The organism is Halorhodospira abdelmalekii, from assembly GCF_016583625.1.
In the GTDB taxonomy this organism is placed as follows: Bacteria; Pseudomonadota; Gammaproteobacteria; order Nitrococcales; family Halorhodospiraceae; genus Halorhodospira; species Halorhodospira abdelmalekii.
Window position 1 is genome coordinate 24,657 of sequence record NZ_NRRN01000028.1, and the last position, 20,002, is coordinate 44,658.

20 protein-coding genes and 1 pseudogene are annotated in these 20,002 nt (G+C 64.2%); 6 read left to right on the forward strand and 15 right to left on the reverse strand.

Annotated elements, in window-relative coordinates; genetic code table 11:
* Nucleotides 1-213 precede the first annotated feature (213 nt).
* The 5 genes from CKO15_RS08200 to CKO15_RS08220 are packed head-to-tail and all read left to right on the forward strand — an operon-like array spanning nucleotide 214 to nucleotide 3,972.
* On the forward strand, nucleotides 214-942 hold the full coding sequence (locus CKO15_RS08200; protein ID WP_200194921.1) for a YggS family pyridoxal phosphate-dependent enzyme: 729 nt from the start codon (nucleotides 214-216) through the stop codon (nucleotides 940-942).
* 3 nt (nucleotides 943-945) lie between these two features.
* Nucleotides 946-1,776: a pyrroline-5-carboxylate reductase gene (proC, locus tag CKO15_RS08205; RefSeq protein WP_200194924.1), complete on the forward strand. Its 831-nt coding sequence runs from the start codon at nucleotides 946-948 to the stop codon at nucleotides 1,774-1,776.
* On the forward strand, nucleotides 1,777-2,355 hold the full coding sequence (locus CKO15_RS08210; RefSeq protein WP_200194926.1) for a YggT family protein: 579 nt from the start codon (nucleotides 1,777-1,779) through the stop codon (nucleotides 2,353-2,355).
* A 16-nt stretch (nucleotides 2,356-2,371) separates the two neighbouring features.
* Nucleotides 2,372-3,349 (forward strand): malonyl-ACP O-methyltransferase BioC, encoded by a 978-nt coding sequence (gene bioC / locus CKO15_RS08215; RefSeq protein ID WP_200194928.1) that lies wholly within the window; start codon nucleotides 2,372-2,374, stop codon nucleotides 3,347-3,349.
* Entirely contained in the window at nucleotides 3,340-3,972 is a 633-nt protein-coding gene (locus CKO15_RS08220) for a YbhB/YbcL family Raf kinase inhibitor-like protein (protein WP_200194930.1), read from the forward strand. Before bioC ends, CKO15_RS08220 begins: the two co-directional genes overlap by 10 nt.
* A 57-nt stretch (nucleotides 3,973-4,029) precedes the next feature.
* Here the strand turns inward: CKO15_RS08220 and CKO15_RS08225 are convergent, their stop codons facing one another.
* The 14 genes and pseudogenes from CKO15_RS08225 to rph form a co-directional block, all read right to left on the reverse strand.
* Complete coding sequence (locus CKO15_RS08225) at nucleotides 4,030-4,419, reverse strand: PilZ domain-containing protein (protein ID WP_200194933.1); 390 nt, start codon at nucleotides 4,417-4,419, stop codon at nucleotides 4,030-4,032.
* Nucleotides 4,420-4,538: 119 nt separating this feature from the next.
* On the reverse strand, nucleotides 4,539-5,462 hold the full coding sequence (locus tag CKO15_RS08230; protein WP_200194935.1) for a histone deacetylase family protein: 924 nt from the start codon (nucleotides 5,460-5,462) through the stop codon (nucleotides 4,539-4,541).
* A 5-nt stretch (nucleotides 5,463-5,467) separates the two neighbouring features.
* The gene (locus CKO15_RS08235) at nucleotides 5,468-6,145 is read right to left on the reverse strand and encodes a spermidine synthase (RefSeq protein WP_200194938.1); all 678 of its coding nucleotides are present in this window, start codon (nucleotides 6,143-6,145) and stop codon (nucleotides 5,468-5,470) included.
* 266 nt (nucleotides 6,146-6,411) lie between these two features.
* Nucleotides 6,412-7,026, reverse strand: a complete 615-nt coding sequence (gene metW, locus CKO15_RS08240; protein ID WP_420842131.1) for a methionine biosynthesis protein MetW — start codon at nucleotides 7,024-7,026, stop codon at nucleotides 6,412-6,414.
* The gene (gene metX, locus CKO15_RS08245) at nucleotides 7,023-8,171 is read right to left on the reverse strand and encodes a homoserine O-succinyltransferase MetX (protein WP_200194940.1); all 1,149 of its coding nucleotides are present in this window, start codon (nucleotides 8,169-8,171) and stop codon (nucleotides 7,023-7,025) included. The genes metW and metX overlap by 4 nt, the downstream gene beginning before the upstream one ends.
* Nucleotides 8,172-8,302: 131 nt before the next feature.
* On the reverse strand, nucleotides 8,303-9,211 hold the full coding sequence (gene ubiA, locus CKO15_RS08250) for a 4-hydroxybenzoate octaprenyltransferase (RefSeq protein WP_338036025.1): 909 nt from the start codon (nucleotides 9,209-9,211) through the stop codon (nucleotides 8,303-8,305).
* Complete coding sequence (locus tag CKO15_RS08255; protein ID WP_200194942.1) at nucleotides 9,183-9,791, reverse strand: chorismate--pyruvate lyase family protein; 609 nt, start codon at nucleotides 9,789-9,791, stop codon at nucleotides 9,183-9,185. Before CKO15_RS08255 ends, ubiA begins: the two co-directional genes overlap by 29 nt.
* Nucleotides 9,792-9,876: 85 nt before the next feature.
* The gene (gene recG / locus CKO15_RS08260; protein WP_200194944.1) at nucleotides 9,877-11,964 is read right to left on the reverse strand and encodes an ATP-dependent DNA helicase RecG; all 2,088 of its coding nucleotides are present in this window, start codon (nucleotides 11,962-11,964) and stop codon (nucleotides 9,877-9,879) included.
* A 9-nt stretch (nucleotides 11,965-11,973) separates the two neighbouring features.
* Nucleotides 11,974-12,369, reverse strand: a complete 396-nt coding sequence (locus CKO15_RS08265; protein ID WP_200194946.1) for a RidA family protein — start codon at nucleotides 12,367-12,369, stop codon at nucleotides 11,974-11,976.
* Nucleotides 12,370-12,477: 108 nt separating this feature from the next.
* Nucleotides 12,478-14,673, reverse strand: a complete 2,196-nt coding sequence (locus CKO15_RS08270; RefSeq protein ID WP_200194948.1) for a RelA/SpoT family protein — start codon at nucleotides 14,671-14,673, stop codon at nucleotides 12,478-12,480.
* Nucleotides 14,674-14,898: 225 nt separating this feature from the next.
* Nucleotides 14,899-15,070: pseudogene (rpoZ, locus tag CKO15_RS14685) on the reverse strand (DNA-directed RNA polymerase subunit omega); the annotation flags it as partial.
* A 114-nt stretch (nucleotides 15,071-15,184) separates the two neighbouring features.
* Complete coding sequence (hemW, locus tag CKO15_RS08280) at nucleotides 15,185-16,366, reverse strand: radical SAM family heme chaperone HemW (RefSeq protein WP_200194960.1); 1,182 nt, start codon at nucleotides 16,364-16,366, stop codon at nucleotides 15,185-15,187.
* A complete protein-coding gene (rdgB, locus tag CKO15_RS08285; protein ID WP_200194962.1) occupies nucleotides 16,357-16,947 on the reverse strand; it encodes an RdgB/HAM1 family non-canonical purine NTP pyrophosphatase in 591 nt (196 codons plus the stop codon). Before rdgB ends, hemW begins: the two co-directional genes overlap by 10 nt.
* Complete coding sequence (gene rph / locus CKO15_RS08290; protein WP_200194964.1) at nucleotides 16,944-17,657, reverse strand: ribonuclease PH; 714 nt, start codon at nucleotides 17,655-17,657, stop codon at nucleotides 16,944-16,946. The genes rdgB and rph overlap by 4 nt, the downstream gene beginning before the upstream one ends.
* 146 nt (nucleotides 17,658-17,803) lie before the next feature.
* On the opposite strand from rph, the gene CKO15_RS08295 reads away from it, so the two are divergent.
* On the forward strand, nucleotides 17,804-19,414 hold the full coding sequence (locus CKO15_RS08295; protein ID WP_200194966.1) for a methyl-accepting chemotaxis protein: 1,611 nt from the start codon (nucleotides 17,804-17,806) through the stop codon (nucleotides 19,412-19,414).
* On the opposite strand, the gene gmk is transcribed toward CKO15_RS08295, so the two are convergent.
* On the reverse strand, nucleotides 19,411-20,002 hold a 592-nt coding region (gene gmk, locus CKO15_RS08300), incomplete at its 5' end, for a guanylate kinase (RefSeq protein WP_200194968.1). The two genes, CKO15_RS08295 and gmk, sit on opposite strands and share 4 nt — an antisense overlap.

Here is a 20,002-nt window from a genome sequence, read left to right on the forward strand (position 1 = left end):
TGTACCCTGCATCGACTGCTGCATCGATTACCACTATGTTAGCACGGAAAAAAAGGGGGGCACCCGCTGCAGCGCCGCACCCACCGTGGCCAACCCTTGTGCCGTACCGACTCTGCGTCGTACCGCACCGTTGCGCCCAGGCAACAGCGGCCGTTCGCCACTGTTACTCGACCCGCCCTAGAGGCAAAGGATGGGCGGCTCGCGGAGGAACCGATGAGCGACATCACCGCCAGGCTAGCCGAAGTCGAGGCACGCATCCGTCGCGCTGAAGCCGAATACGGCCGCACGCCACACAGCGTGCGCCTGCTCGCAGTCAGCAAGCGCCAGCCGATCGCGGCACTCCGAGCGGCGTACGACGCCGGTCAGCGCGACTTTGGCGAGAACTATTTGCAGGAGGCAGAACGCAAGCAAGCCGCCTTGCCCGAGGCCAACATCACCTGGCACCTGATCGGCGCCCTGCAGTCGAACAAGACGCGTGAGGCAGCAACCCGCTTCCACTGGATCCACACGCTCGATCGGAGCAAGATCGCTCGCCGGCTCGCCGAACAGCGCCCAGAATCGCTTGAGCCGCTGAACATCTGCCTACAGGTCAACATCAGTGCCGAGCCGCAAAAGGCCGGCTGTCTCCCAGAGGCGGTGCACGAACTCGCCGATTGCGTCGCCCAACTGCCACGCCTGCGTCTCCGCGGGCTGATGGCGCTCCCCGCCCCGGCCACCGATCCCGTTGCCCAGCGCCGCCCCTTTGCGCTGCTGCGCGAACTCTTCGACGAACTGCGCCGCAGCGGCTTCCCTCTCGACACCCTCTCCATGGGCATGTCGGCCGATCTTGAAGCCGCTATCGCCGAGGGCGCTAACATCGTGCGCGTAGGTACCGCCCTATTCGGGCCGCGCCCCAATCACCCCCCCAGTCAAGGCACTCCGCAGACACAAGAGGAAGCGTAGCGTATGCACAGAGAGACCCGAGTCAGCTTCATTGGCGGTGGCAATATGGCGCGCTCGCTGATCGGCGGACTGATCGCCGACGGCCACTCCAGCACCCGCATCCACGTCGCCGAACCCGACAGCGAACGCCGCGACGCCCTTGCGCGCGATTTTGCCGTCCCCACCTATGCCGAGAACAGAGCCGCTGTGGAGCAGGCCGATGCGGTTATCTTAGCGGTCAAGCCGCAAGTGATTCGTGAAGTCGCCGAAGCGCTCGGCGAACAGCTCCGGCAACAACAAACGCTAGCCATATCGGTCGCCGCCGGGGTACGCTTGCGCGATCTAGAGCGCTGGCTCGGCGCTGATGCTGCGATCGTCCGCACCATGCCCAACACCCCGGCGCTGGTGCGCAGCGCGGCCACTGCACTGCTGGCTAACGCCCGCGTCAGCGCCGCCCAGCGCGAGTTAGCCGAGTCGCTGCTGCGCGCGGTCGGCCAGACGCTCTGGCTCGACGACGAAGCGGAGATGGACGTTGTAACTGCTGTCTCAGGCAGCGGCCCAGCCTACTTCTTCTTGCTGATGGAGGCGCTGGAGGAGGCTGCCGTGGAGCGGGGGCTGGATCGTGAGCGGGCTCGTTTGCTGGTGCTTGAGACCGCCACGGGCGCGGCGCGGATGGCACTGGAGTCGAGCGATGCTCCGGGCACGCTACGTCAGCGGGTGACCTCTCCGGGAGGGACCACCGAGCGCGCTCTTGAAGTATTAGAGCAGCACAACATACATGCAGCGGTAAAGGGCGCCGTAGCGGCAGCGGCCGCTCGCGCTGAAGAGATCGGCAACCTGCTTGGGGAGCAATAAATGGGATCGAACTACCTGACCGAGCCGTTGATCTTCCTGGTCGGCACAGCATTTTATCTCTACATCCTAGCGATCATGCTGCGCTTTTTGCTGCAGAGCGTGCGTGCCGACTTCTACAACCCGATTTCGCAGTTTCTAGTGCGGGCAACAGCCCCGGCTCTCAATCCGCTGCGCCGCCTTATTCCCTCGCTGCGCGGTATCGATCTAGCCGCCGTTGTCCTGATGCTGGCCCTGCAGATCCTCGCTGTCTATTTGATCTTCCTGATCTACTACGGGCAACAGCCACCTGCGGTCGGCCTCTTGGTTGAATCGATCGGACGGCTGATCGGTCTCCTGCTCAACCTCTATACCATCCTGATCCTGATCGGGGTCATTGTCAGCTGGGTCAACCCCACTGCGAGCCACCCCGGCCTGAACCTTCTCTACCAACTGATCGACCCGATACTGCGGCCACTGCGAAATTTGCTCCCCAACATGGGCGGTTTGGATCTATCGCCACTTTTCGCGCTGATCCTGCTCCACCTAGTGCGCATGCTGGTCGTCTACCCGATGCGGGGGGCCCTGCCGCTTCCCATGTAGGAGGATGCGCATAGAGATGGGCGTAACCGACACCTCACTCGCGGAGCCGCCGCTTGACCGGCAGCGCGTGCAACGGCGGCGGATGGCGCGCTGTGCCAAGCGCTACGAGCCGGCCGCAGCACTCCAGCGTGAGGTCGCCGAGCGGTTGCTTGAGCGCCTGGAGCCGGTCCACCTAGCGCCCCGACGCGTAGTCGACGTGGGGGCGGCAACGGGCTATGCCACCCGGGCCTTGCTCAAGCGTTTTCGCACAGCAGAAGTCTACGCCATCGAAGACGCACCCGATCTGCTGCGCCGCTGCCGCAAACGCGGCTCGTGGCTGCGGCGACCGCGCTGTATCTGCACTGACCCCGAGGCCCTGCCCTTCCCGGATGGCAGCATTGATCTGCTCTTTTCGAATTTGGCACTGCAGTGGGCCAGTGATATCGGCGCGGCACTAGCAGAGATGCGCCGTGTATTGAGCCCAGCGGGGGCACTCTTCTTCACCACCCTCGGCCCACAGACCCTTGAGGAGCTGCGCGGTGCCTGGGCTGAGGTCGATCACTACACCCACATCCACACCTTCTGCGATAAGCCGATTGTCGGCGAGGCGATGCTGCGTTGCGGCTTTACCGGCCCAGTGGTCGACGGTGAACAGCTTACGCTGACTTATCAGCAGCCGCGCGCCGTGATCCGCGAGCTCAAGGCGTTAGGCTCGATCAACGCCTCGACACGGCGCCCACGGGGGCTCGCCTCACCGCACCGGTTAGCCCGGGTAGAGGCTGCCTACTCGCGGCGTTTCCGCCAAGCGGACGGTCGCGTGCCGGCCACCTACGAGATCCTGTACGGCCATGCCTGGGGAGGCCCCGGGGAGGGAGGACCGAACGGGGCTGAGACAGAACCGGCAACCTCTGCCGGCAGCGCCTTCCCGAAGCTAGACGGCACACCGCGAGCGCTCACCTACGACCCCGGAAACCACCTAGCAACAGAGACCATAGGAGGTCGAATATGCGTCTAAGCAGTCAGAGCCTGCGTGATGGCGAGCCCATCAGCGAGCGTCATGCTTTCGGGGTGCCTGATGCCGATGCGCACATGGCGTTTGGCCCCAATCGAAGCCCACAGATCGCCTGGGCGGAACTACCGGAGGGGACCCAATCCCTGGCCCTCATCTGCCACGACCCGGATGCCCCCTGCCAGGCCGATGATGTCAACCGCGAGGATCGTGAGGTGCCGGCCGACTTACCGCGGGTCGATTTCTACCACTGGCTGCTGGTCGACATCGATCCGCAGCTCGACGAGTTGCCGGAGGGCGCCTTTGCCGATGCGGTCACTCCCGGTGGCAAGCGCGAAGCAGCCGGCCCCTTTGGCACCCGCCAAGGGGTTAACGACTACACCGATTTCTTGGCGGGCAGCGAAGAGCTCAGCGGCGAGTACTGGGGCTACGACGGCCCGTGCCCGCCCTGGAACGACGCCATACCGCACCGCTACGTCTTCACCCTCTATGCGCTTGATACACCACGGGCGCCGGTCGAAGGGGCGTTTCGTGGTGGCGATCTATTGGCGGCTATCCGTGGGCACATCCTCGACCAAGCGGCGATCACCACCACCTACAGCCTAAACCCTCGGGTTTCACCGCAGTAACGGCCAGCAGGGCTGAGCGACGGCGCAACAGAACTCACGCCGCCGGCGCCGTCACGCTCAGCGCTCCATGCGCCCGAGCCGCTGGATCAGCGTTTGGATCTCCTGCTCGAGCTCCGAATCGAGCTCGACGAAGCGAACTCCGGTTGCGACATAGGCCGGGTTCACGTCCGGCGCCGACCAGCGGACTTCGGCCAAGATAGAGAGGGCGACGCTGCCGGCCAATTCACTGCCCGACTCGCCGGCGATATGCAGCCGCAGCCGCTGCCCAATGGCGTAGCGCTCGTGACCGACGAGCAGTAAACCTTGTGCGGAAAGATCCGCCAACACCCCGATACGCGTCTGCCGCTCAGCATCGAAGATCGGCAGATAGTAGAGCAGATGAGAGCGCTCACCGCTGCGCCGGAAACGCTCCAAGCGGGGTCTATAACGGCCGGAAGGTCGGTTCATGGTGCGCTCCCCTGTTATGCGCGCTCCTGCGAGTGGGTCGGTCGTCGATCGGCAGCAAGCGATGGGCCGTACACGCCCGCCAATTCGCTGCTCACTGCTCACTGCTCACTGCTCACTGCTCACATCATTAGCGCCTCGACGTGGGCGGCTGCACAGCGGCCCACACTCGAGAGATTGTAGCCCCCCTCCAAGACGGAGACGAGACGTCCGTTACAGTGCCGGCGGGCGAGCGCAACCAGTTCACGCGTCGCCCAGGCAAAGTCCGACTCATCAAGGCGCAGGGTCGCAAGAGGGTCGGCCCGATGGGCATCGAAACCTGCTGAAATCAGAATAAGCTCTGGCTTCACAGCGTCGACAGCAGGCAGGATGGTGTCGTTAAAAACGGCCTGAAAGCGCTCCGAGCCATCGCCGTCGGCCAGGGCCGCGTTGACGATGTTGCGCGGCGTCTCCGCACTGGGCAGCCCAGTGCCGGGAAAGAGCGGGTGCTGGTGGGTCGAGAAGTAGTGAAAACGCGGACGGCCACGGCTGATCTCCTCGGTGCCATTGCCGTGGTGAACGTCGAAATCAACCATAGCGATCCGGCGCAGCCCATAGTGCATCGACGCATGGGCCGCACCGACTGCGACATTGTTAAAAAAGCAAAAGCCCATGGCACGATCCGACTCGGCGTGGTGCCCCGGCGGACGCACAGCACAAAATGCCCGGTGTGCCTGATCCTGGAGCACCCCGTCGACGGCGTGACAGACACCGCCGGCAGCACGCAGGGCCGCCTCACCCGTCCCCGGGCTCAGCAGCGTATCGGAATCGATATGACGGCAGCCGGTCTCCGGCACGCTCTCCAATATCGCCCTGACGTAGTCGGGATCGTGCGCCCCCTCAAGCTGCTCGGGCGTGGCACACGGCGCCTCCTCGCGCAACAGATACTCGAATGTCGACGTCTCCAAAGCGCTAAGAATGGCGCGCAGGCGGGCGGCGCTCTCCGGATGTCCGGCACCGGTATCGTGCTCCAGACAGGCTGGATGGGTGACGAGCCAGGTGCTCATGGCGGTTACCTCCCTACACTAGCCCAGGCGAAGATCCACGGCACATCGAAGGAGGGAACCCTCGCCTCCCAATCCCCCCACTCGCTGAAGGTGGCCGCAAGCCCGGCGCGGATCTCTTCGCGCAGCCCCGGCTCATCGGTCCCACAGCACTGCATACTCATCACCCCTCCCGGACGTAGACGCTTGCTGATCTTACCGAGGATCTCACGAATATACTCCGTGCGTGGCTGATCGTCTCGGATCGGGTCCATGGTCAGATCGTAAACGATCCCATCCCAACATTCTGCGGCATCCAGATGGGCGAAGGCATCACCGACGACGACCTCGGCTCCGGGTCGCTCGAAGGCATCACCACAGAGCGTAGGCAAGTAGCGCTTGGCCAGTTCGATGACCTCGGCATCGATATCGACGAGGACGGCCCGTGCAGCACCGGCATCGAGTGCCGCGCGCAACACCCCGCCATCGCCGCCACCGAGAATAAGCACCTCGCCGAGCGCCCCGCTGCTCACCAGCGGTGAGATGATCGCCTGATTGTACGGTTCATCGGCTTCGGCAATTTGCAGGTCATCATCGAGATAGAGCAGATGCCCCGTCACCGGATCGTGGGCGATGACGATCTCCTGGTAGGCTGAGCGGCGCCTCTCTACTACGGTCTGGTTATAGCGTACGTACTCAGGCTGCATAGGGCGGCTCCGTTGGCTCTTCTGTATCGATCCATGCGGACGGTCACAGTCGCACCCGGTAATCACAGCCGCCCCCGGGGGGCGACCTCGGGAGAGGCGCTCCAGATCCCGACGACGCAGCAGCGGTATCGGGCGCTGCAGATCCATCTCAACTCGTCCCAGGCTGACACAGCCCAGGCTGACACAGACTGGGCCAGCAAAAACTCAGGCCAGCCAGGCCTTGGGCCAACAAGACCGCAACCGGCACGACACCGAATGTGAGCATTCTATAGTGACTGCGCACCCCGTACGAAACGGTAAATCGCGACCTCGGCAAGCAGGTTCGGGGCGATGTTGAGCAGCGGATTGGCGCGGTGGGCACGATCCAAGGTCCGGCGCTCAAGGATCTCGATGCCCATGCTGGCGCACAGACGCTCGAAGTCGCGGATGGTGCACAGATGGATATTTGGCGAGTTATACCAGGCGTTCGGCAAACTGGGGCCGCGTGGCATACGCCCACGGAACAACAGTTGCGTGCGCAGACGCCAATAACCGATATTCGGGAAGGTGACGATACCATTGCGCCCCACCCGCAGCAGATCCTCAAGCAGCTTGTCTGGATAACGCACCGCCTGGATCGTCTGGCTCATGATTACATGATCAAAACTGTCGCGATGAAAATCGGCCAGCCCCTCGTCGAGATCAGCGCGCACGACATTGACTCCGCGATCCATGCAGCGGGTCACTTTGCGCGGGTCAATCTCCAGCCCATAAGCGATCACGCCTTTTCGCTGCACTAGATACTGCAGCAGTGTGCCGTCGCCGCAGCCCAAGTCAAGCACCCGCGAACCGGGCTCGATCCAGTCGGCGACGATTTCGAGTTCACGGCGCAGTGGGTTCATCCCTCAAGCTCCCGGGCCACGTTATTCATGTAGGCAGAGAAGGCATCCAGGTAGTGAGGGATCGGCATCAAGAAGGCATCGTGCCCTTGCGTTGCCTCGATCTCCACGTAGCTGACCGGTTTTTCGTTCTCAAGCAGGGCGCGCAGAATCTCACGTGAGCGCGCCGGTGCGAAACGCCAATCGCTGGAGAACGAGAGCAGCAGGGTGGCACACTGGATCGGCCGCACCGCCGCTGAGAAATCGTCTCCAAAGTGAGCCGCCGGGTCGAAGTAGTCGAGCGCCTTGGTCATCAGCAGGTAGGTATTGGCGTCAAAATCTTGAACGAAGCGTTGCCCCTGATAGCGCAGATAGCTCTCGACCTCGAAGTCGACCTCATCGAAATCGAAACTCATGCTGCCGCGCAGGTCACGCCCAAACTTCGCCCGCATGGCGTCGTCGGAGAGGTAGGTGATGTGACCGAGCATGCGGGCAACGGCCAGCCCGCGCCGCGGTGCAACACCGTAGTCGTAGTAGCGGCCACCATGGAACTCGGGATCACTCATGATCGCCTGTCGGGCGACCTCATTGAAGCCGATATTTTGCGCCGAGAGGCGAGGTGCGGCCGCGATGACGATGGCATGACGCAGCCGCTCTGGGAAGTCGATCGCCCACTGCAGCGCCTGCATGCCTCCCAGGCTACCCCCGGCCACCGCTGCCCACTGCGTAACGCCCAAGCGCGCAGCCAAGCGGGCCTGGCTGCGTACCCAGTCGCGGACGGTGACGACAGGAAACTGATCGCCATAGGGCTTGCCGCTCTCCGGGTTGATGCTAGCCGGCCCTGTCGAACCGTGGCAACCGCCTAAGTTGTTGCTGCAGACAATAAAGAAGCGGTTGGTATCGAGAGGCTTCCCGGGGCCGATACAGGTCTCCCACCAACCCGGCTTGCGATCGTGCTCCGAATGATAGCCCGCCGCGTGGTGATTGCCGGACAATGCATGGCAGACCAGGATCGCGTTGCTGGCATCCCGATTCAACTGACCATACGTCTCGTAGACCAGCTCATAGCGCGGGAGCTCTCGCCCGCAGTCGAGCGCGAGCGGCTCCTCGAAGATCGCTTTGTGCTGCGTCACAAGCCCGACTGAGTCGGCCGGTGGACTTCTGACCATGGACCCCACTGCTCGTGAATTCAAGGTGGGCAGTCTAGCGAGCCTGATGGGTCCAGGACAAGCCATCGGACGGCTGAGACCACCCACCAACGACCCGCACCGCAACGGCACAAGATGCCCGATGTGCCCAATTAGACGAAGTATTGCCAGACGTGCAGGTCGAGCACGATACCAAGAAAGACCACACCACCGAACCAGGCGTTATTCAAAAAGGCGCGAAAACAGTGGTGGCGTTCACGACGGCGGATCAGCACCTGTTGGTAGATGAAAAGGCCCGCCGCACCCCCAAGGGCGACGTAGTAGAGCGGCCCCAGCTCACTGCGCAGACCGATCTGCAGCAACGCCAACAGCATCAAGAGCTGCAGCAGACCGATCATCACCCGGTCGAGATCGCCAAAGAGGATCGCCGTCGACTTGACCCCAATCCTGATGTCGTCATCACGATCAACCATCGCGTACATCGTATCGTAGACCGTTGCCCAGAGCACCGCAGCAAGCAGCAACAGCCAGGCCACCGGCGGTACTGCCCCGGTCTGTGCGGCGAACGCCATCGGTACCGCCCAGCCGAAGGCCAACCCCAAGTGCACTTGCGGCAAGTGAGTATAGCGCTTGGTAAAGGGGTAAGAGGCCGCCAGCACGACCGCTACGAGCGACATCATGATCGTCAGCCAGTTCGTCAGCAGCACCAGGCCAAAGGCGAGCAGACAAAGCACTACGAAGAGTATCAAGGCCTCGCGTTCGGAGACCCGCCCGGTCGCGAAGGGGCGACGCCGTGTGCGCCGTACGTGCAGATCGATATGGCGATCGGCAAAATCGTTAATTACACAGCCAGCCGCCCGCATCAACAAGACACCAAGCACAAAGATGAGCAGGATATCGAGATCAGGCACCCCCTCGGCCGCCAGCCACAGCGCCCAGAGGACGGGCCAGAGTAGGAGAAAGTTGCCAATCGGCCGATCCAGACGCGCCAGCTCAGCGTAGGTGTGCAGGCGCTCGGTTACAGCCCACGATTTACCGCCGCGCCGTGCTTGCCCGATCACGCTCCACCTCCTCCGAGCTCACCGTCCCCGTCAAAAAGACCTCAGTTACCAAGATAGACTGGTGTGCCGCCAAGATCGTCGAGCGTCGTGCCCAAGCGCCCACTGTGCCGCATTCACCGTACGCTGCCAAGCGCCGGGCAAGCGGCTCCGGCCCACGCAGCCGAGCCACCGCCAGCGGGCTGCGCTGGACGTCGGCGGCAGCGAAGATCAGCCGCCCCAACGGCCGGGCACCGAGGCGCCGCAACCCGGCTAAGCGTCCGCACGCACGCCCCGGGAGTACACTGCGCGCATAGACACGCGGCCCTCCCTCGCAGGCCAGTATGACCTCCCGCAGCCAAACCCTTCGCCGCGGCCCAATACCCAAGGCCCGCGCCTCATCCAGCGACGCTCGCGCCACCCCTTGCCATAACAATTCGACCTGGACTGGCCCGATGCGCTCTAGTCGCTGAGTCAACGAGTCACGCACCGCAAGCAGTGCACGCACCAGCGGCGGCGGCCGCCCCGGAAGGGGGGCCGCCCCCGGACGCCAAGCCGCCTCCCGAGGCCGCCATACTAACTGCTGCGCACGCCACCGCTCCAAGCCAGAGTCACTCCTTTACTCTTACCCTTAGTTGCTCTTGAGCCAAAACCCGCCACTGCACTCGGCCCACCGCATCCTACCGATCCTACACCTGTCCGTAGCGCTGCCGCTCTCCGACCCAGCGCTCAACCAGCGCCGCGATGCACTGCGGCTCTGCCTTCAGCAACCCCTCGACGTCTGTTCGTGCACGCTCGATCAACTCGCCGTCGCGCTGTAGATCGGCGATGCGCAGACCGAATACCCCAGTCTGTCGGGTACCCAGGAGTTCCCCCGGCCCCCGGATCGCCAAGTCGTGCTCAGCAATCGCAAACCCATCCTCGGTTTGACGCAACACCGACAAGCGCTGCTGAGCGCTGACCGAAAGCGGCCCATGATACATGAGCAGACAGGCCGACGCTGCCGCGCCGCGCCCGATGCGCCCGCGCAGCTGATGCAGCTGCGCCAGACCGAGCCGTTCGGCATTCTCGATCACCATCAGCGTAGCATTCGGCACATCGACACCGACCTCGATCACCGTTGTCGCCACCAGCAGTGCGATCTCGCCGGCGGCGAAGGCGGCCATCACCCGCTCCTTCTCAGCGGGCGCCATGCGCCCGTGCACCAGCCCAACTGTGTGTTCCGGCAGGGCTGCGGCGAGCTGATCGGCGGTCTCTGCCGCGGCTTGCGCGCTCAATTCCTCGGAGGCCTCAATCAAGGTACAGACCCAGTAGGCCTGCCGCCCCTGAGCCAGCGCCGCCCGCATGCGCTCGATCACCTCGTGCCGACGCCCCTGCTCCACCGCGGCGGTCCGCACCGGCTGACGACCCGGCGGACGCTCATCGAGCAGCGACAGATCGAGATCGGCGTAGGCCGTCATCGCCAAGGTCCGCGGGATCGGCGTCGCGGTCATAATCAGCTGGTGCGGCGCGCCATCCTGCCCCTTCTCCTTGAGCGCCAGGCGTTGGTGCACGCCGAAGCGGTGCTGCTCATCGACCACAACCAGCCCCAGTCGCGACAGCTCTACCGCCTCCTGAAAGAGGGCGTGGGTGCCGATGCCGAGCTGTGCCTCACCACTCGCGAGGCGCCGCAACGCCTCACGGCGCTGTGCCGCCGGCAGCGAGCCACTCACCCAGGCCAACTCGACCCCAAGCGGCTCCAGCCAACCACGCAAGACCCGCCCATGCTGCTCGGCCAACAGCTCGGTCGGCGCCATCAACACGGCCTGATAACCACTGCCGATTGCGCGCGCGCACGCCAAGGCGGCCACGACCGTCTTGCCCGAACCGACATCGCCCTGCAGCAGCCGCAACATCGGCTGTGGAGAGGCCAGATCGGCGGCCACTTCGGCCTCCACCCGCTGCTGCGCTGCCGTCAAAGTGAAGGGCAACACTGCGCGCAACCGTGCGGCCAGCGCCTCTCCTGACGTCAGCACTGGGGCGCCGGCAGCCACACGCTGCTGCCCGCGCTCCTGTCGCCAAGCCAAATGGTGCGCCAGCAACTCCTCGTAGGCAATGCGCTGGAGCGCTGGGTGGGTGCCAGCGAGCACCGCCTCGGTGTCGCTCTCCGGTGGCGGCCGATGTAGCTGCTGCAACGCCTCACCGAGCGGCGGCCAACCGGCCTGCCGCCAACCGCCTGCGGGCAACCACTCGGGCAGCAGTTCAGGCAAGACTTGCGGCTGCAGTGCCAGCGCCAAATCGACCAGGCGGCGCAGTTGCCGCTGCTGCAACCCTTCGGTCGTACGATAGACCGGCGTCAGCGTTGTCGGTACACCGCTACGATCGGCATCGGCCAGTTGCACCGGCTGACACTCCGGGTGCGCCATCTGCAAGCCGGTAAAACCGGCGCGCACCTCGCCGAAGCAACGCCAACGGCTGCCCTGGCGAAACCGTTCGCGTTGCTGCGGCTTGCAGTGGAAGAAGACCAGATCGAGCTCACCACTGCCGTCGCTTAACCGACAAACCAGCCGGGGACGCGGCCCGCGCGTCTGCTCACTCCAGACGACCACGCCCTCGACCAACACCCGCTCCCCGGCCCGCAACGCAGCGAGCGGGCGCAGCCGCGTCCGGTCTTCGTAGCGAATCGGCAGATGGAAAAGCAAGTCGGCGACGGTCCGCAGACCGAGACGCTGCAGTCGCTCGGCAGTGCGCGTACCCACCCCCGGCAGTGCCGTAAGCGGCCAAGCAGGCGCCTTCACTGAACCCGCTTACCCTCCGGACGGCAGATACAAGAGCGCATCCATCTCCACCGCTGCCCCTTTCGGCAAGGCCATGACCCCCACCGCAGCGCGCGACGGATACGGCTCAACCATCACGTCAGCCATCACCTCGTTGACCAACGCAAAGTGGCTTAGGTCGGTCAGATAGACGGTAATCCGCACCGCATCGGCTAGCGTCCCACCCGCCGCCTCGGCGATCGCTCCCAGGTTGGCGAATACCCGCTCAATCTGACTGCGCATATCGGCACCCACCAACTCTCCGGTCGCCGGATCGAGGGGAATCTGCCCCGAAACGAAGACGAAATCACCGGCGCGAACCGCTTGACTGTACGGGCCAATGGCCGCCGGCGCGGCCCCCGTCTCGATGGTTTCGCGTTGCGACATAAGCCACTACCCTCCCGTCTCCTGATTCTCTGTCCTAGGGATTCAGCGATCAAGCGCAGGGTTGCTCCTCGCCCCCACCTCTTACCGCACACTCAGCAGCATACCGTGCTAGCTGTCTTTTTTGCGCACAATGCGCTGCACCGGTGCCATCGCGCGCAGATGACGCATCACCGCGGCAAGATGGCGGCGATCACGCACCAGGATCAGAAAGCGGACGGTCGCGATCATCCCGTCGCGCTCTTCGATGCTGACGTGCTCGATACTCGAACCCTGCTCAGCGATCGCATGGGCAAGCAGAGCCAAAGCACCCCGCTCGTTGACAACGTCGATACTGATCAGGGTCGGGAACTCAGCATCGATCGCCTCGTCCCAGTCGACATCGACCCAGTTCTCATGGCGCTTGCGCTGCACCCCGATATTTTTGCACTCCTGATGGTGGACCACCACGCCGCGGCCGCTGCTCACGAAACCGACGATGGGATCCCCCGGGATGGGTCGACAACACCGCCCAAAGCTAACGACCGCCCCCTCATTCCCGCGCAACGTCAAGTGGCCGATCTGCTCGCCGCTCTCGCCGCGCCCCTCAAGTTCGGCCTCCCCCTGGGTCACCCCTGAGAGCTGCTGGGCAACCAGCCACGAAACCCGCCGCCCCAGCCCCACCTCTTTCAGGAGCTCATCGAAGCTGCCGACCCCGGCTCCCTCGACCACCTGTTCAATGCGCGCCTGATCGAGCTGTTCGATCTCCAGCGAGAGTGCTGCCAGCGCCCGCTCCACCATGCGCCGTCCCAAGTCGAGCGCCTCTTCATCTTTAAGGCGCTTCAGGGCGTGGCGGATCGCCGTTCGCGCCTTGGCCGTCACCACGAAATCGAGCCAAACCGGATTGGGCCGTCCGAACGGCCCCCTGACGATCTCGACTACTTGACCGGTCTGCAGCGGCGTGCGCAGTGAGGTCAAGCGGTGATCGACCTTGGCCGCTACGCAGCAATCACCAACATCGGAGTGAATGGCGTAAGCCAGATCGACCGGTGTTGCGTTACTCGGCAACTCGATGATGTCGCCCTTGGGTGTAAAGACGTAGATCTCATCAGGCACCAAATCGATCTTGACGCTCTCGATAAACTCTTGGGAGTTGCCGGCACTGCGCTGCATCTCCAACAAATGCTGCACCCACTCACGGGCGCGCAGCTGTGCCTTGTTGCCATCGTCGTGAACCTCCTTGTAGAGCCAGTGCGCGGCGATGCCTGACTCGGCTACGGCGTGCATTTCACGGGTGCGAATTTGTGCTTCAAGGCGAATGCGGTGCGGCCCGATCAGGGTCGTATGGAGCGACTGATAGCCGTTTGCCTTCGGGATGGCGATGTAGTCTTTGATCCGCCCCGGACGGGGCTTATAGAGGCTGTGCAGAATGCCAAGGACGCGGTAGCAGTCGTCGATGCTCGAGACCACCACCCGGAACCCGTAGACATCGAAGACATCTCTGAAATTCAACTGCTTGTGAAGCATCTTGCAGTAGATCGACCAAAGATGCTTCTCCCGCCCGGCGACCTCTCCGGCAACCCCGACCTGCTCAAGCCGGGTGCGCACCTGATCGCAGACGGTATCGAGGATCACCCCACGGCGACCGCGCTGCCGGGCGAGCTTCTCCTTGAGCGCCCGATATCGCAGCGGATAGAGGGCGGCAAAACCGAGATCTTCGAGCTCGTTACGCAGCGCATTCATGCCCAAGCGCTGGGCAATGGGAGCGTAGATCTCAAGCGTCTCGCGTGCAATCTGGCGCCGCTTATGTGGCGGCATGATCCAGATGGTGCGCATGTTGTGCAGTCGATCAGCAAGCTTGATCAGGATGACCCGGATATCGCGGGTCATCGCCAAGATCATCTTGCGAAAACTCTCCGCCTGCGCTTCGGCCTTGCTCTTTGAATCGATGGCCGTCAGCTTCGAGACCCCATCGACCAGCTCGGCAACCTGCTCACCGAAGCGCTCCGCGACCCCCTCCTTAGCGATCGCGGTATCCTCAATGACATCGTGCAGCAGCGCCGCCACGATCGACTCGCTATCGAGGCGCATCTCGGCAAGGATGCGGGCGACCGCAATGGGGTGGGTGATATACGGCTCACCGCTGCGCCGGCGCTGCCCCTCGTGCGCTGCCGCCGAGAATTGATAGGCTCGCTCTACGAGGGCGAGCTGCTCCGCCTCCAAGTACTCTTCCAGAAGACGTACAAGCTCATCGAGGCGCCGCTGCGTATCCGACGGCGGCGCCGGCTCATCAGCTGCCTTCCCGATCACCCCCGCCGGACGTGCCATACACCATTCGGCTGCCCCATCTTCAGGCGCCGCCCTCGCTCGCATCGGTACCACCCTTGCTACCGGCACCGCCACCAACTTCGGCACCAAACTCGTGCTCTTGGCTGGCCAGCGGATCGGGCTGGCGGGGACCGCCCCCGACCTCGGCGACCACATCGGCGGCACTGAAGCCACCCTCGAAACGCCGCACACCCTCTTCCTCGGTCGCCAGGATCTCCGGGCCTACGTGCCCGGCTGCGATCTCACGCAGAGCAACCACCGACGGCTTGTCGTTCTCCCACGGCACCAGCGGCTCGACGCCGTTGGCCAGCTGCCGAGCGCGCTTGGCACCAGCGAGCACCAATTGAAAGCGATTCTCTACATTTCCTAAACAGTCTTCTACAGTTACGCGGGCCATACCGGTCTCCGTTGGTAAAAAACAGCACTCCCAGGGTGCATTCTAATCGACGCAACAGCCTCTTAGGAAGAAGGCCGGGGCATGTACGCACAACAGCGGCGGTTACGGTAACGGCTACGGCAACAACCGCTCCAGCAAAGAATCGAGCCAGCGCAGGCCAATCGGTGTCGCCCGCACCCGCCCATCCGCTCCTTGCTCCAGCCACCCCTCGCGCACCAGCGACGCCAAGCGAGCGTGCAGCTGCGGCCACGCCAGTCCACTGTGGCGCACTGCCTGCTGCGGCTCAATCCCATCAAGCAGGCGCAGGCCGTTGGCAAAGAGCTCAAAGGCGACCTCGTCCCCCTCCAGAGCGAAAACGTGCGCATCGGCCTGTGGTCGACCGGCAGCCGTTAGCCACTGCCGCGGCTCAGCCACGGCCACACGACGCTCGATACGCCCCGGCGCCACCGCAACCTTACCGTGCGCCCCCGCCCCGAGGCCCAGATAGTCGCCGTAGCTCCAGTAGTTGAGGTTATGGCGACAGCGTCGCTGCGGCTGCGCAAAGGCCGAGACTTCGTAGCGCTCATAGCCGCACTCGTGCAGCGCTGCGCGCGCGTGTCTCTCGATCGCCTCAAGCTCCCCCTCATCCGGCAGATCGGCGGGCGGTGACCGCCCAAACGGCGTCTCCGGCTCGATGGTCAACTGGTAATGGCTCACGTGCGCGACACCGTAGGCGGCGGCGATCCGCACATCCTCCACAGCACCAGCCACACCCTGCCCCGGCAACCCGTACATCAGATCGATGTTGATCGCTGAAAAGCCGGCACCGAAGGCCTCGCGCAGTGACGCGTGCGCCGCCGGTGCATCGTGGATGCGGCCGAGTCGCTGCAACGGTGCCGCCGCGAAACTCTGCACCCCGAGCGAGAGGCGGTTCACCCCGGCGGCGCGGTAGTCCCGCCAGCGCCCGTGCTCGCGGGCACCAGGGTTCGCCTCTAGCGTGACCTCAGCATCAGCCGTCAACCCCAGACGCTGATCGACGGCCGTGATCAGGCGCCCGATCGCCGCCGCTGGAAAGAGGCTCGGGGTTCCGCCGCCGAAAAAGAGGCTCTCGATCGGCGACCGCCCCCGCTCCCCCCGTTCTGCGCGCGCCCGTTCAAGCCACAACGCCTGGCGCTCCAGCTCACGAATCAACGCTGTGACATAGGCGGCAACCGGCAGCGTGCCGCGGTGGGTATAGGCGTTGAAATCGCAGTAGTGGCAGCGCCGCAGACACCACGGCAGGTGGATGTAGACGGCGCACGGGGGGGCTACCGACACAGTTCGCTGACGAGTGCTCGCAGTGCCTGCCCCCGATGGCTGCGCGCATCCTTCTCCGCGGCACTCAGCTGTGCGGCGGTCAACCCAAGTTCGCGATCTTCAAAGAGCGGATCGTAACCGAAGCCGTGCTCACCGCGCGGGCGCTCAGTGATGCGCCCGTGCCAGCGGCCGTGGCTGATCAGCGGCGCCGGATCGAGCGGGTGGCGCAAATAGACCATGACACAGTGAAAGGTCGCCTCCCGCTCCTGCGCTGTACAGCTGGCCAACTCGGCGAGCAGACGCCGATTGTTCGCCGCATCGTCGCACGGCTCCCCGGCGTAGCGGGCCGAATAGAGCCCTGGCGCTCCATCAAGGGCCGCAACCGCTAGCCCAGAGTCGTCGGCCACCGCCGGCAGACCGCTTTGCTCGGCGACATGCCGCGCCTTGATCAACGCATTCTCGACGAACGTCAGCCCCGTCTCCGCGACCGGCTCAATCCCTAGCGCCCGCTGACTGAGCACCTCGATCCCAGCGCCCTCGAGCATCCGCGCCAACTCGGCCAACTTCCCGGCGTTGCCGGTTGCCAACACCAAGCGCTTCAAGCCAACACCTCCTGCTGCGCCTGCAACAGCTGCTTAACCCCGTGCTGTGCTAGATCGAGCATGGTATCGAGCTCACTGCGCCGGAAGGCATGGCCCTCGGCCGTTCCCTGCAACTCGATAAAACCGCCGGCGTCGTTCATGACGACGTTCATATCGGTCTCCGCCTCGCCATCCTCGGCGTAGTCGAGATCGAGCACCGGTTCGCCGCGATAGACCCCGACCGAGACCGAGGCGACTTGGCCGTGCAGCGGAGAACTGCGCAGTACACCGCGCTCAAGCAGATGGGCAACGGCATCGCAGAGGGCCACGTAACTGCCGGTGATCGCCGCCGTGCGCGTCCCCCCGTCGGCCTGCAGCACGTCGCAATCGATGACCACGCGGCGCTCACCGAGGGCGCTTAAGTCGGTCACCGCACGCAGCGAACGTCCAATTAAGCGCTGGATCTCGAGCGTTCGCCCTTGCTGCCGCCCGCGTGCCGCCTCGCGGTCATTGCGAGTATGGGTGGCCCGCGGCAACATCCCGTACTCGGCAGTCACCCAGCCGCGGCCGCTGTTGCGCAGCCAGTGCGGGAGGCGCGTCTCGACCGTTGCAGTGCACAAGACCTGGGTATCGCCGTAAGCGATCAGCACCGCCCCCTCCGCGTGCTTGGTGTAGTGCCGCTGGATTGAAACGGGGCGTAGTTCGTTGTTGGCTCGACCGCTCGGACGCATTGCGCCTCCTTGTATGAGTTTGCGATTGAATGGCATAAGATGGCCGCATAGACGGAGATGAAACGCACCGAACTTCCCTGAGCAAGCGCCCTGCCCAACACATCGGAGGGGCCTGAGAGCGCGGCCCCAACTGCATGAGGAGCACCATGCGCGTCAATGAGCCCGTCACCCAGCGCCGGGTCGAAGTCACTCCCGATTCGACTATCCTCTCGACCACCGATCCAGCCGGCAAGATCACCTATATCAACGAGCACTTCGTGCGGATCAGCGGCTATCAGCGCGATGAACTCCTCGGTCAACCGCATAATTTGATCCGTCACCCCGATATGCCGCGCACGGCATTCTACGAGATGTGGCAGCGGCTGCAATCGGGGCACTCATGGATGGGGCTGGTCAAGAACCGCTGCAAAAACGGCGATCACTACTGGGTCCACGCCTTCGCTACGCCGATTCTCGATGCCCAGGGGCGGATCGTCGAGATCCAGTCGGTGCGCCAAGCCCCGCCCGATGAGCGCGCGATTGCCCGAGCCGAAGCGCTCTATGCTCAGGCCCGCGCCGCCGAGCCCGATCGTGGCGAGTTGCAACTGATCCCGCGCCCCCGCCGCATCTTCGGTATTCAAGCCAAGACGACCGCGCTGCTCGCCGGGACGCCGCTCATCGCGCTGCTGCTTGCCCTCTCTGGGGCTCCGCTGTGGCTCCAAGCCACCCTACTCGTACTGCTTGCGGCCACTAGCATCGCCCTCTTCCAGTGGCTGTGGCAACCGCTTGATCGCCTTGTTAAACAGGCCACGGAAATGCTCCACGACCCACTCGCCGAGCAAATCTATACGGGCCGCCAGGACGAGGCGTCACGCATCGAATTGGCCCTACTCTACACCCAAACCAAGATTGAGGCCGTACCGAAGCGCCTCGCCGGGGTGACCAACCACATCCAGGGCGTCGGCACCCAGTCGGGCGAGGCCATCGCCGAAGCCTACGAACGCGCTCAGCGGCAAACCGAGGAGACCCAGCAGGTCGCCACGGCCATGGAGGAGATGTCGCAAAGCGTTCAAGAGGTCGCTCACAACGCCTCGGCAGGCTCGGCAACCAGCGAACAAGCACGACAGCAGGCCACACACGGCATGGAGACGGTCAAGCTGAGCGCCGATGCGGTGCGCGGGCTCGTCGAGCGGGTACGCAGCTCTTCGACAGCGATCGACCAGGTCGCCTCCGAGACCAAACGCATCGGTGCAGCCCTCGATCTCATTCAGGAGATCACCGAACAGACCAACCTCCTTGCCCTGAACGCTGCCATTGAAGCCGCGCGTGCCGGGCACGTCGGCCGCGGTTTTGCCGTCGTCGCCGAAGAGGTCCGCGTCCTTGCCGATCGCACCTCCTCATCGACCAAAGAGATCAAGGCGATTATCGACTCGCTGCAGGAGAGCACGACTCTCGCCGTCTCCCGCATGCAAGAGAGTGGAGAGCGCGCCGAGGAGACCCTCCAACTCGCCGATGAGGCACGCCGATCGCTCGATCAGATCAACACCGCGGTCCGCTCCATGCACGATATGAGCGCCCAGATCGCCAGCGCGACCGAGGAGCAAAGCGCCACCGCCGATGAGGTCAACCGCAACATCAACAGCATCGATCAGATGGCGCAGGAGGTCAGCCAATACGCCCAGCAAGCCAACCAGCGGATGGCAGAACTGACCCACGAGATCGAACTCGCTTCGCGCCTAGTCGCACGATTCGCCCAGCGCCGCGCCACTTCACACTAGCTGCCGCTGCTGAGCAGACCGGACAACAGGCGGCGTAAGCGTGGCTCTTGGCGCCGCTGCGATAGCCGCTGACTGCACACCACCAGCCGAAGTTGCTCCAGGGCCTCGGTAAAGTCGTCGTTGACGATGAGATAGTCGTACTCGCGATAGTGGGCGATCTCGGCCTCGGCCTCGGCCATGCGCCGCTCAATCACCTCTGGAGCATCCTGAGCACGCGCCTGCAGCCGCTCGGCCAGCGCTCGGCGTGACGGCGGGAGGATAAAGATCGTGACCGCCTCAGGCAGGAGCTTGCGCACCTGCTGCGCCCCCTGCCAATCGATCTCAAGCACGATATCAGCGCCGGCCTCCAAGCGGGCCTCCACGGCGTCACGCGAGGTGCCGTAGAGATTGCCGAAGACTTGCGCATGCTCAATGAAGCGATCGGCCGCAAGCGCCTCGGTAAACTGCGCCGCACTGACAAAGTGGTAGTGCACTCCGTCGATCTCGCCCGGGCGCTGCGCTCGCGTCGTATGCGATACCGACAGCTCAACCCCGGGCTCGCGCTCAAGCAGTGCCCGCACCAGAGTCGTCTTGCCCGCCCCCGAGGGG